General features: G+C 73.7%; 12 protein-coding genes. 6 read left to right on the forward strand and 6 right to left on the reverse strand.

Features of this window, described 5'->3' with window-relative positions; translation table 11 throughout:
• Positions 1-101: 101 nt before the first annotated feature.
• The 4 genes from BJP59_RS17930 to BJP59_RS17945 all read left to right on the forward strand — a co-directional run bounded on the left by BJP59_RS17930 (position 102) and on the right by BJP59_RS17945 (position 4,077).
• Positions 102-2,441, forward strand: coding sequence for an arylsulfatase (locus BJP59_RS17930; RefSeq protein ID WP_194521642.1), 2,340 nt, complete (start codon positions 102-104; stop codon positions 2,439-2,441).
• Between the two features lie 103 nt (positions 2,442-2,544).
• Positions 2,545-3,021 (forward strand): DUF6325 family protein, encoded by a 477-nt coding sequence (locus tag BJP59_RS17935; RefSeq protein ID WP_021480863.1) that lies wholly within the window; start codon positions 2,545-2,547, stop codon positions 3,019-3,021.
• Between the two features lie 23 nt (positions 3,022-3,044).
• Positions 3,045-3,356 (forward strand): SHOCT domain-containing protein, encoded by a 312-nt coding sequence (locus BJP59_RS17940; RefSeq protein ID WP_194521643.1) that lies wholly within the window; start codon positions 3,045-3,047, stop codon positions 3,354-3,356.
• A gap of 52 nt (positions 3,357-3,408) precedes the next feature.
• Positions 3,409-4,077, forward strand: coding sequence for a YrhK family protein (locus tag BJP59_RS17945; protein ID WP_194521644.1), 669 nt, complete (start codon positions 3,409-3,411; stop codon positions 4,075-4,077).
• Between the two features lie 34 nt (positions 4,078-4,111).
• Here BJP59_RS17945 and BJP59_RS17950 read toward each other — a convergent pair whose 3' ends face one another.
• The 6 genes from BJP59_RS17950 to BJP59_RS17975 form a co-directional block, all read right to left on the reverse strand.
• Positions 4,112-6,328, reverse strand: coding sequence for a sialidase family protein (locus BJP59_RS17950; protein ID WP_194521645.1), 2,217 nt, complete (start codon positions 6,326-6,328; stop codon positions 4,112-4,114).
• Between the two features lie 221 nt (positions 6,329-6,549).
• Positions 6,550-7,221: a hypothetical protein gene (locus BJP59_RS17955; protein ID WP_076406800.1), complete on the reverse strand. Its 672-nt coding sequence runs from the start codon at positions 7,219-7,221 to the stop codon at positions 6,550-6,552.
• 269 nt (positions 7,222-7,490) lie between these two features.
• The gene (gene nagB, locus BJP59_RS17960) at positions 7,491-8,273 is read right to left on the reverse strand and encodes a glucosamine-6-phosphate deaminase (protein ID WP_137280243.1); all 783 of its coding nucleotides are present in this window, start codon (positions 8,271-8,273) and stop codon (positions 7,491-7,493) included.
• Positions 8,273-9,355 (reverse strand): Gfo/Idh/MocA family protein, encoded by a 1,083-nt coding sequence (locus BJP59_RS17965; protein ID WP_194521646.1) that lies wholly within the window; start codon positions 9,353-9,355, stop codon positions 8,273-8,275. Before BJP59_RS17965 ends, nagB begins: the two co-directional genes overlap by 1 nt.
• Entirely contained in the window at positions 9,352-10,353 is a 1,002-nt protein-coding gene (locus BJP59_RS17970) for a Gfo/Idh/MocA family protein (RefSeq protein ID WP_228485164.1), read from the reverse strand. The genes BJP59_RS17965 and BJP59_RS17970 overlap by 4 nt, the downstream gene beginning before the upstream one ends.
• A gap of 61 nt (positions 10,354-10,414) precedes the next feature.
• Positions 10,415-11,170 carry a FadR/GntR family transcriptional regulator gene (locus BJP59_RS17975; protein WP_144681223.1) on the reverse strand — a complete coding sequence of 252 codons (756 nt, stop codon included), beginning with the start codon at positions 11,168-11,170 and terminating at the stop codon, positions 10,415-10,417.
• Positions 11,171-11,270: 100 nt separating this feature from the next.
• Here BJP59_RS17975 and BJP59_RS17980 point away from each other — a divergent pair, with 100 nt between their 5' ends.
• Complete coding sequence (locus BJP59_RS17980; RefSeq protein ID WP_086149537.1) at positions 11,271-12,875, forward strand: ABC transporter substrate-binding protein; 1,605 nt, start codon at positions 11,271-11,273, stop codon at positions 12,873-12,875.
• Positions 12,876-13,007: 132 nt separating this feature from the next.
• Positions 13,008-13,964, forward strand: coding sequence for an ABC transporter permease (locus tag BJP59_RS17985; protein WP_021481963.1), 957 nt, complete (start codon positions 13,008-13,010; stop codon positions 13,962-13,964).
• Position 13,965 lies beyond the last annotated feature (1 nt).

The following is a 13,965-nucleotide window of genomic DNA, read 5'->3' on the forward strand; positions in this document are numbered from 1 at the left end:
CGGCGACGACGTCGCACCCGCCCACCGCACCTCGGCAGGTCCGCACCCGGGGCGGGCCACGGCGTCGGTCCGCACGGCCCAGGACAGACGGGAGAGAGTGGATGAGCACCGAGCCCCGCCGGACGGTCGTCGGACCGCCGCTGCCCACGGAGCGGTCGTTGCCGTTCCCGCCCCGCCGCTCCGGCAGCGTCGCGGGCCGGACGATCCAGGAGTCGACCTACTCCCCGCGCCCGCCGGAACGCCACCTGCCCCCGGGCACGCCGAACGTCGTCGTGATCCTCATCGACGACGCGGGGCCCGCGCTCCCGACGACGCTCGGGGGCGCCGTCCGCACCCCGACGCTCGACCGGGTGCGCGCGAACGGCATCGGGTACAACCGCTTCCACACGACTGCGATGTGCTCGCCGACGCGCGCGTCCCTGCTCACCGGGCGCAACCACCACCGGGTGGGCAACGGCCAGATCGCGGAGCTCGCGAACGACTGGGACGGCTACTCGGGGCACATCCCGAAGAGCAGCGCGACGATCGCGGAGGTGCTGCGCCAGTACGGGTACGCGACCGGCGCGTGGGGCAAGTGGCACAACACCCCGGCGGAGGAGACGACGACGGCCGGCCCGTTCGACCGCTGGCCCACCGGGTACGGGTTCGAGTACTTCTACGGCTTCCTCGCGGGCGAGGCGTCGCAGTACGAGCCGCACCTCGTGCGCAACACGACCCCGACCCTGCCGCCGAGGACCCCGGAGGAGGGCTACCACCTCAGCGAGGACATCGCCGACGACGCGATGCGGTGGCTGCGCGACCACAAGGCGAACGCGCCGGACAAGCCGTTCTTCGTCTACTGGGCCACCGGCGCGCTGCACGGGCCGCACCACGTCATGAAGGAGTGGGCGGACAAGTACGCCGGCGCGTTCGACGACGGGTGGGACGCCTACCGGGAGCGGGCCCTCGCGGGAGCGAAGGCGGCTGGCTGGGTGCCCGAGGACGCCGAGCTGACGCCCCGCCCCGAGAGCCTCGCGGGGTGGGACGACATCCGCGACGACCAGAAGGCGTTCCAGGCGCGGCTCATGGAGGTCGCCGCGGGGTTCGGCGAGCACGCGGACGTGCAGGCCGGGCGCCTGCTCGACGAGGTGGAGCGGCTCGGCTACGCGGACGACACGATCGTCGTCTACATCTGGGGCGACAACGGCTCGTCGGGGGAGGGGCAGAACGGGACGATCAGCGAGCTGCTCGCCCAGAACGGCATCCCCTCGACGGTCGAGCAGCACATCGCCGCCCTGGAGGAGCTCGGGGGCCTCGACGCGCTCGGCACCCCCGCGACGGACAACCAGTACCACGCCGCGTGGGCGTGGGCCGGGTCGTCGCCGTACCAGGGCATGAAGCTGCTCGCGTCCCACCTCGGCGGCACGCGGAACCCGATGTTCGTGAGCTGGCCCGGGCACATCGAGCCCGACCCCGTGCCGCGCACCCAGTTCCACCACGTCGTGGACCTGGTGCCGACGATCTACGAGATCCTCGGCATCTCCCACCCGGAGACGGTGAACGGCGTCCCGCAGGACCCGATCGACGGGACGAGCCTCGCGTACTCGATCGACGACGCCAGCGCCGAGGGCCGCCGTCGGACGCAGTACTTCGAGATCATGGGCAGCCGGTCGATCTACTCCGACGGCTGGATGGCGTCGGCGACCGGCCCACGCCTGCCGTGGGTCCAGGGGATGCCGGCCGGGATCCAGACGTGGACCCCGGACCAGGACCGGTGGGAGCTCTACCACCTCGACGAGGACTGGAGCCAGGCGCACGACCTCGCCGCGGATCACCCCGAGAAGCTCGCCGAGCTCAAGGAGCTCTTCGCGATCGAGGCGGCGCGCAACGACGCGCTCCCGGTGGGCGGCGGGCTGTGGGTGCCGGTCATGCACCCCGAGGACCGGATCAGTCCCCCGTACACCGCGTGGGACCTCTCGGGGGACACCGTGCGCATCCCGGAGTTCTGCGCGCCGGCGCTGGGCAACCGCCCGAACCGGGTCGAGATCCGGCTCTCCGTCCCCGACGCCGCGAACGGCGTGCTCTACAAGCTCGGGGGCGCGGGCGGCGGGCTGACCTGCTTCCTGCTCGACGGCGTCCTCACCTACGAGTACAACCTGTTCCTCGTCCAGCGGACCGTGGTGCGGTCGGGCGCGCCGCTCACCGTGGGCGACCACACGGTCGAGATCGTCACGACGTACGCCGAGCCGCGGCCGGCCGGGCCGCTCGACGTCGTGCTGCGGCTCGACGGCGAGGAGGTCGGTTCCGGCACGGTGCCCGTCAGCGCGCCGCTGCTGTTCTCCGCGAACGACTGCCTCGACGTGGGACGCGCGTACGGGGGCGCGGTGTCGCGTGCGTACGCGGACCGGATGCCGTTCGCGCTCGACGGGCGCATCGACGGCGTGCACGTCGCGTACCTGTGACGCGACTTCACACTTCCCGGGTGAGGACGCGGACGGCGCCCGGGGGCGAGCCTGGGGGTCGAGCCCGTGCGCCGCGCGGGACGGACGCGGGGAGGACGCCACGATGACGCAGGAACTCAGCGACGGGCCCGGTGACGGGCTCGACGACCTCCGGGAGAGCGGGCCCGTCGACTTCCTCGTCGTCGAGCTCCCGACGGACCGCGCGACGGGCGACGCCGCGTTCCCCTACCTCGTCGACCTCGTGGACCGCGGCATCATCCGCGTGCTCGACCTGGTGGTCGTGCGCCGCGAGGACGACGGCGGCGTGACGGCCGTCGGGCTCGAGGAGCTCGACGACGGGTCGACGGAGCTCGCGGTGTTCGAGGGCGCGCGGTCGGGGCTGCTCGACGACGACGACCTCGCGCAGGCGGTGGACGCCGTCGAGCCCGGCATGACGGCCGTCGTGCTGGTGTACGAGAACGTGTGGGCGGCGCCGTTCGCGACCGCGCTGCGTCGCAACGGTGCCCAGCTCGTCGCGAGCGGGCGCATCCCGGTCCAGGCGCTCATCGCGTCGCTGGACGCCACCGAGCCGGTCGGCTGACCGGCGCCAGGAAGGAGACCACCGTGCCAGGACTGCTCCGCGGCGTCGCCCGCACCGCCGTCGTCGCCGGGACGGCGACCGCCGTCTCGAACCGTGTCTCGCGCCGCCAGGCGGGCCGCTGGGCCGCCCAGGAGTCGGCGCAGGAGCCGCAGTACGCGGACCCGCCGCAGCAGCCGCAGTACGCGGCCCCGCCGCCGCAGTACGCCGCGCCGGCACCCGCCCCGGCGGCCACGGACGCGCGCATCGAGCAGCTCACGCAGCTCGCCGCGCTCCGTGACCAGGGCGTGCTCACCCCGGCCGAGTTCGAGGCCCAGAAGGCCCGCATCCTCGCCTGACACGGCCGGTCCGCCGTCGCGCGGGCCGGCCCGGCCCGGCGGAAGGACGAGCATGACCCGCACCCGCACCGCCGACCCGGGGCGTCGCCTGCGGCGCGAGGCGTGGGGATTCGCGGCGGGGTCGCTGTGCTTCCTCGTCGGCGCGCTCCCGCCGTACGCGGGCGCGGTGGGCGCCGTGGCGACCGGGGTGACGTTCGTCGTCGGCTCGGTCTTCTTCACGGCCGCGGCGTTCGTCCAGCTCGGCCTGAGCGGGCGCCGCCCGCCCCGCACGGGCACGCCGCCCGCCGACCGCTGGGACTGGTGGTCCGCCGCCGTGCAGCTCGTCGGGACGCTGTGCTTCAACGTGAGCACGACGGCGGCCCTCGTCGCGGCCGTGAAGGCCCCGACCGAGCTGTGGGTGGGGTGGAGGCCCGACGCCTACGGCTCGGTCGCGTTCCTCGTGTCGTCGGCGCTCGCGGTCCTCGCGACGCGCGACCGGGGCCATCTGTGGGACACCGACGCGCGCACGTGGCACGGCACGTGGCTGAACATGATCGGCTCCGTCGCCTTCGCGGCGTCCGCCGTCGGGGCGTACGTCGACCCGTCCACGGGCACGTACCTGAGCGCGTGGTGGGACGACGCCGGGACGCTCCTCGGCGCCGTCTGCTTCCTCGCCGCCGCGCTGCTCTCGCGCCGGTCGGCCGGTGCCCCGGCCCGCACCGACGCCGTCCCGGCCGGGTGACGCCCCCGCGTCACCCGGCCGGACGCTCCCGGTGTCAGGAGCAGTCGGTCGCCGCGTAGTCGGCGTCCACGGCCGCGGTGGCCGTCCCGGCGCTCGCGCTGCCGGCGTCGACCGCGGCCGCGCGGACGGCGAACGACTGGTACGCCGCCCGGCCCGGCTGGACGTCCGCCACCGTGCGCTCGCCGTACGGCGTGCGCAGCGTGACGTCGGCGGGCTCGTCGCCGGTGTTGCGCGCCGTGACCGCGACGTACGCGCCGCCGGCGAGGCAGCGGCTCGTCGCCTGGACCGCGAGCACGGCCGGGGCGGCGGCGAGCTCGACCGTCGGACCGTCGAGCTCGACGACCGTCACGCTCGACCCGGAGGTCGAGGTCCACGTCGTGGCGGGCGTGAACGACCCGCGGTCGAGGTCGGCCTGCGTGACGACGTGGTGCGCGAACGTGCACGTGTACGACCCCTCGGCCGGGAGGTTCCGGTACCGGCAGTTCTGCGCGGCGTTCGCGGGGTCGAGCCCGGCGAGGTTGCCCGTGGGCACCACCTGGGTCGCGGCCGTCGAGAGGTTGCGCACGTCGAACGTGAAGCTCAGGCGGTCGCCCACGGCGTACGACTGCTGCGGGTTCGCGTGCGTCCCGCGCACGCTGATGTTCCCGGGCGCGCCGAAGTACACGCCGGGACCCTCGTGCTCGACGGTGGTGACGGTCGTGCCGGACGTCGACGTCCACGTGGTGCGCGGGGCGAAGAAGCCCGCGTCGAGGTCGGCCTGCGTGATCGTGTGCCGGGCGGACGTGCACGTGTACGCCGCGCGCGCCCCGAGGTTGCGGTAGCGGCAGTTCGGCGCGCCCTGCGCGGGGTCGAACCGCTCGAGGTTCCCCGTCGGCGAGACGGTCGTCACGGCGTCGGACAGGTTGGTCACCGTGAACGAGTAGGTGACGACGTCGCCGACCTTCCAGCCGCCGGCCGGGGTCGCGCTCGTGACGCTCGCCGTGGTGACCTCGACCTCGCCCGGCGTGCTGCTCGGGGCCGCGAGGAGCCAGTCGTGGTCGAGCTTGGCGAACCGGATGCCGCCCCCGCCACCGCCGGGCTCGTAGAGCAGGCCGACGGTCCCGTCCGCGAGCGTGGCGAGCGTCGAGTACGCCATGCCGCCCGGCTGGAAGACGCGCGCGACGGGCCACGTCTCGCCGTCGTCGTAGCTGACGCGGACGGTGCCGTTGACCCGCCCGGTCTGCGACGCGGCGTTCGAGAAGAGGAGCACCTTCGCCTCGGCCGACCCCTGGGGCGCGTTCGGGTACGCGCGCACGATCGACGCGTTGTTGGTCGGGTCGGGCAGCTCCGTGTCAAGCGTGACCGGCCCGTACGTCACGCCGCCGTCGGTCGAGTACGCGACCTTGCGGTACTTCGACCCAGCGGAGTCGCGCGAGTTGAGCATGACGCGCCCGTCCGAGAGCTCGACGGTCTTGTTCTCGTCCATGCCCGTGCCGACGGGCTGCCCGACCTGCCACGTCGCGCCGTGGTCGTCGGAGTAGACGGACACGGCCTGGAACTGGCCGGAGCCGTTGATGATCGTGTACTGCTGCACGAGCCGGCCCGCGTGGGGGCCGTAGCGGAGCTGGATGCCCTGGCCCGACGCGGCGAAGCGCGAGCGCCACCCGAGGTCCGCCGTGACGTCGGCGGTGATGGTGCGGTGGGTCCACGTGCGGCCGTCGTCCGTGGAGGCGGAGACGTTGGCGTGGATGACGTCGCGCGCGGTCGGGTCGACGCCCGGCCGGGACCCGCCGAAGCCCTGGTCGTACGACTTCACGTGGAAGTTGAAGATCGTCCCCGTCTCCCGGTCGACGACGTAGCTCGGGTCGGAGTAGCCCTCGATCGGCGCGGTGGTCTTCCCGGCGGCGACGACCTCCTGCGGCCCCCACGTGACGCCGTCGTCGGTGGAGCGGCGCTGGAGGATCGAGTTCGGCCCGGGGGAGTCGGCCGCGGTGGGGCGGCCGTCGTACGAGGCGAGGACGTCGCCGTTGGGCGCCACGGTGAGCGCCGGGATGCGGTAGTTGGGGAAGCCGCCCTGTCCGTTCGTCGCGAGCTGCTGCTCGGTGTACGAGCCCGGTCCGCCGGTCGCGGGCGCGAGGTCGAAGTCGGGGGCGAGGGTCGTGTGGTGGGCCGACGCCGTCGTGACGGGGGCGACGACGCCGCCCACCGCGAGCGTGAGCGCCGCGGCGACGGTCACCGCGCGGTGCGCGGGTCTGCGGAGGTGTCCGATCATGCCGTTCCTTCCGGTCGGTGCTCGGCGCGGGCGGACGGTCGCGGGGGAGCGCGGCGACGCTGCCGAGAACGCTTGAACAGATGATGTCAGATGTCTGACGTCAGGAAGGTAGCCCGGCGGGTCGGCAAGGTCAAGGGCGGCGCGCGGACAGCACGACGCCCGCCGGCCGCGCGGGGTGCGCGGCCGACGGGCGTCGGTGCGGGTCGGAGCTCTCCGGCGGCTCAGCCGCGGCGGGTCCGGCGGGACGCGATCACGACGGCGGTGCCCGCGGCGGCGAGCACCGCGGCGATCCCGGCGTACAGCGCCGCGCTGACGCCGGTCTCCGCGAGGCCCGGGTTCGCCGCGGAGGCGCTGACCGTGCTCGAGACGGGGACGACGCCGGCCGGGTCGCCCAGCCCGGGCGGGTTCGTCGCGCAGTCGGGGGACGCCGGCGGGTAGACGGTCGTCACGACGACGTGGGGGTTGACCTCGAAGCGGACGTCGACGGAGGGGCGCACCCAGTCGTACTCGTCGCCCTCGACCCACCGGCCGTCCTCGAGGCGCCAGCCGGGCCAGTCGACCCCGCGGCCGGAGTCGTCGACGACCGCGCCGGGCCACAGGAGGCGGCCCGAGAGCGGGAGCCCGCTCTGCACGACGCTCTCGCCGTCGGGGTTGATCCACGTGACCGTCGCGGTGTCGTGGTCGGTGCCCTCCACCTCGATCGCGTAGTCGAGGTACGCGGCGTCGCTCTCGCACACGGGCGCGAGGGTCGTCAGTCGCATCGAGGGCTCGGTCGGCACGTAGGTGTCGCCCTCCGCCGCGTGGGCCGGCCCCGCGAGGAGCGCGGCGGTGGCAGCGAGGGCGGCGGCGGCGGTGGCCCGCCCGGCGGCGCGGCGCCCGGTCGAGGTGCTCATGGTGGTTCCCGTCGGGTCGTGGTCGGTCGGGTCTCGGCGGTCGTCGTCCACGGGCGCCGCCGTACCCCGCGGACCAGCGGGACCGGAGCAGCAGGGGCACGGGCGTGTCGGACACGATGAGGCGGCACCGCCGTCGTCGCCGATGCCCGCACCTGCAGGGGGCTGTGGTGCGGGCATCGGCTGGGCCTCAACCTAGACACCCAACTGGACAGGCGTCCAGTTCTCGAGCGGGTGAAGTCCGGGCGTCGTCGAGCCGCCCGTGCGGCGGGCTAGAGGCCCTGCCAGTCGGGCTTGGACGCGTACGTCTGGCGGTAGTAGTCACCCAGCTGCAGGCGCGAGGCCGCCGCGTCGTCGACCAGGACCGTGGCGTGCGGGTGCATCTGCATGATCGTCGCGGGCCACATCGCGCTCACCGGACCCTCCACGAGCTGGTGCACCGCCTCCGCCTTGCCCTTGCCCGTGGCCAGCAGCACCAGGTGCCGCGCCGACATGATCGTCGCCAGACCCTGCGTCAGACAGTGCCGCGGCACCCGCTCCACGTCGTCACCGAAGAACCGCGCGTTGTCCTCGCGCGTCTGGGCCGTCAACGTCTTGATCCGCGTCCGCGACGCCAGGCTCGACCCCGGCTCGTTGAACGCGATGTGCCCGTCCGTCCCGATCCCCAGGATCTGCAGGTCCACACCCCCCGCCCCCGCGATCGACTCCTCGTACGCCGCGCACGCCGCCACCAGGTCCTCCGCGTTGCCGTCCGGACCCTGCACCGCACCCGGAGCGAAGTCCACCCGCGAGGCGATCTCCGTCTCGATCACGTTGCGGTACCGCTCCGGATGATCGACCGGCAACCCCACGTACTCGTCCAGCATGAACGCCCGCACCCCCGCGAACGACAACCCCTCCTGCACATGACGCCGCACCAGCTCGTCGTACACCTTCAACGGCGACGACCCCGTCGCCAACCCCAGCACCGCCCCCGGACCCGACCGCACCACCGCCTCCACGGCATCCGCAGCCAGCACCGCCAACCGCTCCGCCGGAGCGATCACGACCTCCATCAGACCCTCGCCTCCTCGGGCACCGTCCGGTGCTCCACCGCGACCACGTCGCCCGTCTCGACCGAGCGGTACGCCGCGTCGATCACGGCGAGCGACGCGCGCGCCTCCTCGATCCCGTAGTCCGGCCGTCCGCCGGCCAGCACCGCCCCGACCACGTGCCGCAGGTACGCCGCCGCGGCGACCTGGCCCGCGTCCGCGGCGATCGTCGTCCGACCGTCCGCGCCGAACCGCGCGACCGCCGGGGCGTCGTCGTCTGCGACGGCGTGGCCGTGCGACCCGAGCAGCCGCACCGACGACGTGGTGGGCGTCCCGCCGGGCGCGAACGGGACGCGCCCGAGGGTGATCGTCGCGGTCACGCCGCGCTCCAGCTCGAGCGTGACGACCGCCGTGTCCTCGACCCCGGCCTCGCGGTGCGGCTCGAGGAAGAGCGACCCCGCGAACGCGTGCACCTCGACGGTGCGCAGCCCGGTGAGGTGGTGCGCCGCGTCGGCGCAGTAGCCGAGGAAGTTCAGCAGCTCGCCGCCCCCGGAGAGCGCGCGGTCCACGACGAGGCCCGGACGCTCGACCGACGTCGCGAAGTGGGCGCCGGACGCGAGGAACTCGAGGTCCAGGTGGCGCGGCAGGCCCACGTGGCCGGCGTCGACCCACGCGCGCAGGCGGCGCAGCGCGGGCGCGTGCGTGCGGTTCACGACGGCGCACGTCCGCCCGGTGCGGGCGGCGACGGCGACGAGGTGGTCGGCGTCGGCGAGGGTCGTCGCGACGGGCTTGTCGACGAGCACGTCGAGGCCCGCCTCCAGCAGCGCCGCTGCCAGGCGCGCGTGCCGGGTCGGCTCGGCGCACACGACGACGAGGTCGACCGCGCTGCCCAGGGCCTCCGCGACCGCGGCCACGTCGGCGACCTCGGCGTACGGCACCCCGGCGCGCTCGGCGACGGCGCGCGAGTCGTCGCGCACCCAGCCGGGCGCGTCCGCCTCCTCGACGACGCCGACGAGCTCGACGCGGTCGTCGGCGCCGAGGATCCGCAGGTAGTCGGCCGCGTGGCGCACGGCCGACGCGAACGCGACGCGCAGGACGGCGCTCATGCGGCCACCCCCGCGGTCGCGTAGCCGGGGACGTCGGCGACGCGCTCGCGCCGCCCGGAGACGAGCGAGCGCTGCGCGGCGAGCGCGGTCGCGAGCGCGGCCCGCACCTGCGGCGTCGTGACGACGGGCGCCGCGTCGCCGCGCACCACGTCGAGCCAGTGCGCGAGCTGGATCCCCAGCGCGCCCTCGACGGAGACGGGCGGTGCGGTCGTGGCGTCGGAGTGCAGGCCGTCCTCCTCGGTGGTCGAGTGCGCGAGCGTGCCCTCCGTCCCCACGAGCACGACCCGGCGCACGAGCTCGCCGCGGCGGCGCAGCGCGTAGCAGAGCTCGAGCGTCGCGAGCGCGCCCGACGCCGTGCGGAGCTGCACGTGGAACGAGTCGGGCGACTCCATGTCGGGCGAGAACGTGCGGAAGCCGCGAGCGAAGACCTCGACCGGCTCGTCGTCGAGCAGCCACGTCGCGGCGTCCATGATGTGGGTGCCGTTGTGCACGGGGTGCCCGCCCGAGAGCTCCGGGTCGAGCTGCCAGCCGCGCCATCCGGCGGGCCACGCGTGGCCCGTGTACCAGGAGATGTGCGCGAGCCGCGGGGTGCCGATCTCGCCCCGGCGGGCCGCGGCGGCGAGCGCCGTCACGGCGGGCTGGAAGCGCACGGTCTGCCCGACGACGAGCGTCGTGCCCCGGCCCTCGGTCGCCGCGACCATCGCGTCGAGCTCGGGCAGCGACAGCGCCGCCGGCTTCTCGACCTGGACGTGCTTGCCGGCCTCGCCCGCGGCGATCGTGTCGCGCGCGTGCGTGGGCGTCGCGGTGACGACGTCCACGGCGTGCACGGCGTCGTCCGCGAGCGCCTCGTCGAGCGCGGTGGTCGCCCGCGCGCCGGGGACGAGCGCCGCGAGCGCGCGGGTGCGCTCCAGGTCGTGCCCGACGACCCAGCGCACGTCCGCGCCGTCGAGCGCCGCGAGCGCGGTGAGGTGCTCGCGCGCGAACGCCCCGATGCCCACGACGGCGATCCCGACGGGGCGGCGGCTCGAACGTCGCCCGGCCGGGGGAGGTGCTGGGGTCTCACGCGGTCGTCACCCCGAGGGCCCGGTCGATCGGCTGGTAGTGCGAGGCGACGGCGGCACGGAACGCGTCGACGTCGCCGGCCTCGGCGGCGTCGAGCATCGCGCCGTGCGCGCGGGCGGTCTGGTCGAGGTCGGCGGCGACGGAGAGCCCGAGCTTGGGGATCACGGCGGTGTGCACGTCCCAGAACGCGGCGACGAGCTGTCCGACGAGCGAGTTGTCGAGCCGCGCGAGCAGGCCGGTGTGGAAGGCCCGGTCCTGGGTGGGGAACGACTGGCCCTGCGACGCCGCGGCGACCATCTCGTCGACGAGGGCGTGCAGGTCGGGGTTCGAGGTCCCGGTGAGGCTCGCGACGATGCGCTCGGCCATGGCGAGGTCGAGGGACTGGCGCACCTCGACGACGTCGCGCAGCGCCCGCAGGTCGTCGCCGGGGGAGAGGACGCCGCGGAAGACGAGCGCCTCGACGAGCGCGTCGAGCGACATGCTGCCGACGAACGTGCCGTGCCCGTGGCGGACCTCGACGATGTCGAGGGTCGACAGGGTGCGGATCGCCTCGCGCACGCTCGACCGGGAGACGCCGAGGTGCTCGCACAGCTCGGCCTCGGTGGGGAGCGGGTCCCCGGGCCGCAGCCCCTCGCCGAGGATGAAGTCCTTGATCCGGTCGGCGGTGGTGGTCCGCCGCGGTGCGGTCGCACCGGTGCTGCCGGCTCTGGAGGCGTCGAGCGTCGCGAAGCTCCTCCGCCGTGGTGTCGCCATCTTGACCCCTTCGGTTTCTGGTCCTAGTGTCATGCTACACAACGTCAGACATCAGACATCTTCTCTCCGGAAGAGTGTCGGTCTCATGTCAGGAGAACCAATGAAGCTTCACGTCAGCTCACCTCCCCGTCGCCGGGGAGTCGCTGCGGTCGCCGCGGGCGTCGTGCTCGCGCTCGGCCTCGCGGCGTGCTCGGGTGGCGACGCCGCGCAGGACGACCCGACCGAGGGCACCGCCGCCCAGGGCGAGATCGACCAGGACGCCGTGATCGAGGCGGGCATCTCGTACTCCCTCTCCGGTGGTTTCGACCCGATGATCACCACCGGTGCCGTGACAGTAGCCGCGAACTGGCACGTGTTCGAGGGACTCACCGAGCTCGACCCCGCGACCCGCGAGGTCTACGCGGCGCTCGGCACCGACCTCCCGGCGCAGGTCGACGACACCCACTACGAGGTGGACATCCGCGAGGGCGCGGTCTTCCACGACGGCACGCCCGTCACCGTCGACGACGTCGTCTTCAGCTTCGAGCGCGTGCTCGACCCGGCGAGCGAGTCGCTCTACGCCGGCTTCATCGACTTCATCGAGTCCGTCACCCCCGTCGACGACGACACGGTCTCGATCAACCTCAAGTACCCGTTCAGCCTCGTCCCCGAGCGTCTCTCGGTCGTCAAGGTCGTCCCGAAGGCGCTCGTCGAGTCCGACTACGAGGCGTTCAACGCCCTGCCCGTCGGCACCGGCCCGTTCAAGATGACCCAGGCGACGCCCGACGACAAGATCACGTTCGAGCGCTTCGACGACTACAACGGCCGTCGCCCCGCGCTGGCCGCCGGTCTCGTGTGGAACCTGCTGTCCGACCCCGCGGCGCGCGTCACCGCGATGAGCTCCGGCACGGTCAGCGCGATCGAGGACGTCCCCTACATCGACGTCCCGACGCTCGAGGGCGCCGTGGACGTCGAGTCGGTCCAGTCGTTCGGCACGCTCTTCATGATGTTCAACACCGACCTGCCCCCGTTCGACGACGTCCGCGTGCGCCAGGCGTTCTTCTACGCGCTCGACATGGACAAGATCATCGACAACGGGCTCCTCGGCAACGGTGCCGCGGCCACGAGCTTCCTGCCGCAGAGCCACCCGAACTACCACGAGGCGTCGACCGTCTACTCCTACGACCCGGAGAAGGCGAAGTCGCTGCTCGCCGAGGCCGGCGTGAGCGACCTGTCCATCACGCTCCTCACCACCGACACCGGCTGGGTCGCGGACATCGCGCCGCTCATCAAGGAGAACCTCGACGCGATCGGCGTCGACACGACGCTCGACATCGGCCAGTCCGGCGGCCAGTACACCAAGGTCGACAACGGCGACCTGCAGGTCATGGTGGCGCCCGGCGACCCGTCCGTCTTCGGCAACGACCCCGACCTGCTCATGCGCTGGTGGTACGGCGACAACGTGTGGTCGCAGTCGCGCTACCGCTGGAACGACGACCCGAAGTTCGCCGAGCTCCAGTCGATCCTCGACGCTGCGGTCCGCACGTCGGGCGACGAGCAGCAGGAGCTGTGGGACCAGGCGTTCGACCTGATCTCCACCGAGGTGCCGCTCTACCCGCTGCTGCACCGCAAGCTGCCGACCGCGTGGGACGGCGACACGCTCTCCGGCTTCAAGCCGCTGCCCATCACGGGCCTGTCGTTCCTCGACGCCGGCCTCGTCAAGTAGCCGCGGGCGCGTAGCCCTCGGCGCCGACCGACCCCGGGCCCCTCGCCCGCCCCGGCGAGGGGCCCGGTACCCGCCCGGCACCCAGAACGGACAGACCATGCACCGCACCCCCGACGCACCAGGAGGTCGACCATGAGCGCGCTGCTGCGACTCGTCGGACGCCGCCTCCTGCAGCTGCCGATCATGATCCTCGGCATCACGTTCCTCGTGTTCCTCGTGATGTCGTTCTCGCAGGTCGACCCCGCGATCCAGGCCCTCGGCGAGGGCGCCTCGGTCGAGGCGCGCGAGGCGTACCGCGAGGCCAACGGGCTCAACGACCCGCTCCTCGTCCGGTACGTCGCGTTCCTCGGCGGCCTCCTGCACGGGGACCTCGGCACGTTCAGCGCCCGCCAGGTGCCCGTGGCCGACGAGGTCGCGCGCGCCCTGCCGATCACCCTGCAGCTCACGCTCATGGGCCTCGTCATCGCCGTCGTGGCCGCGCTCGTCATGGGCATCCTCGCCGCGCTCTACCGCGACCGCTGGCCCGACAAGGCGATCCGCGTCGTGTCCGTCGCGTCCCTCGCGACGCCGTCGTTCTGGCTCGCGGTGCTGCTCATCCAGGTCGTCACGCTGAGCGCCGGGTGGCTGCCCGCGAGCGGCCCCCTGCCCGACCCGTCCGAGGACCTCGGCGGCTACCTCGCGCGCATGACGCTGCCCGCGCTCGCGCTCGCGATCCCCGTCGTCGGCCAGCTCACGCGCGTCGTGCGCACGTCCGTCGTCGAGGAGCTCGACAAGGACTACGTCCGCACCGCGATCGGCGCGGGCATCCCGCGCCACGTCGTCGTCGGGCGCAACGTGCTGCGCAACGCGCTCATCACCCCGATCACGGTCCTCGGCCTGCGCGTCGGCTACCTCATCGGCGGCGCCGTCGTCATCGAGATCATCTTCGCGCTGCCCGGCATGGGCACGCTCATCCTCAACGGCGTCACCAACAACGAGCCCAACCTCGTGCAGGGCGTGACCCTCACCGTGGCGCTCGCGTTCGTGCTCATCAACATCGTGGTCGACATGCTCTACGTGCTCGTCAACCCGCGGATCAGGACGGTGTGAC

Source organism: Cellulosimicrobium sp. JZ28 (genome assembly GCF_015327065.1).
In the GTDB taxonomy this organism is placed as follows: Bacteria; Actinomycetota; Actinomycetes; order Actinomycetales; family Cellulomonadaceae; genus Cellulosimicrobium; species Cellulosimicrobium funkei.

Excerpts from the sequence above, each read along its gene's own strand:
- BJP59_RS17930 (WP_194521642.1), top strand. The coding sequence starts at position 102 with ATGAGCACCGAGCCCCGCCGGACGGTCGTCGGACCGCCGCTGCCCACG.
- BJP59_RS17935 (WP_021480863.1), top strand. The coding sequence starts at position 2,545 with ATGACGCAGGAACTCAGCGACGGGCCCGGTGACGGGCTCGACGACCTC.
- BJP59_RS17945 (WP_194521644.1), top strand. The coding sequence starts at position 3,409 with ATGACCCGCACCCGCACCGCCGACCCGGGGCGTCGCCTGCGGCGCGAG.
- BJP59_RS17950 (WP_194521645.1), bottom strand. The coding sequence starts at position 6,328 with ATGATCGGACACCTCCGCAGACCCGCGCACCGCGCGGTGACCGTCGCC.
- BJP59_RS17955 (WP_076406800.1), bottom strand. The coding sequence starts at position 7,221 with ATGAGCACCTCGACCGGGCGCCGCGCCGCCGGGCGGGCCACCGCCGCC.
- nagB (WP_137280243.1), bottom strand. The coding sequence starts at position 8,273 with ATGGAGGTCGTGATCGCTCCGGCGGAGCGGTTGGCGGTGCTGGCTGCG.
- BJP59_RS17965 (WP_194521646.1), bottom strand. The coding sequence starts at position 9,355 with ATGAGCGCCGTCCTGCGCGTCGCGTTCGCGTCGGCCGTGCGCCACGCG.
- BJP59_RS17975 (WP_144681223.1), bottom strand. The coding sequence starts at position 11,170 with ATGGCGACACCACGGCGGAGGAGCTTCGCGACGCTCGACGCCTCCAGA.
- BJP59_RS17980 (WP_086149537.1), top strand. The coding sequence starts at position 11,271 with ATGAAGCTTCACGTCAGCTCACCTCCCCGTCGCCGGGGAGTCGCTGCG.
- BJP59_RS17985 (WP_021481963.1), top strand. The coding sequence starts at position 13,008 with ATGAGCGCGCTGCTGCGACTCGTCGGACGCCGCCTCCTGCAGCTGCCG.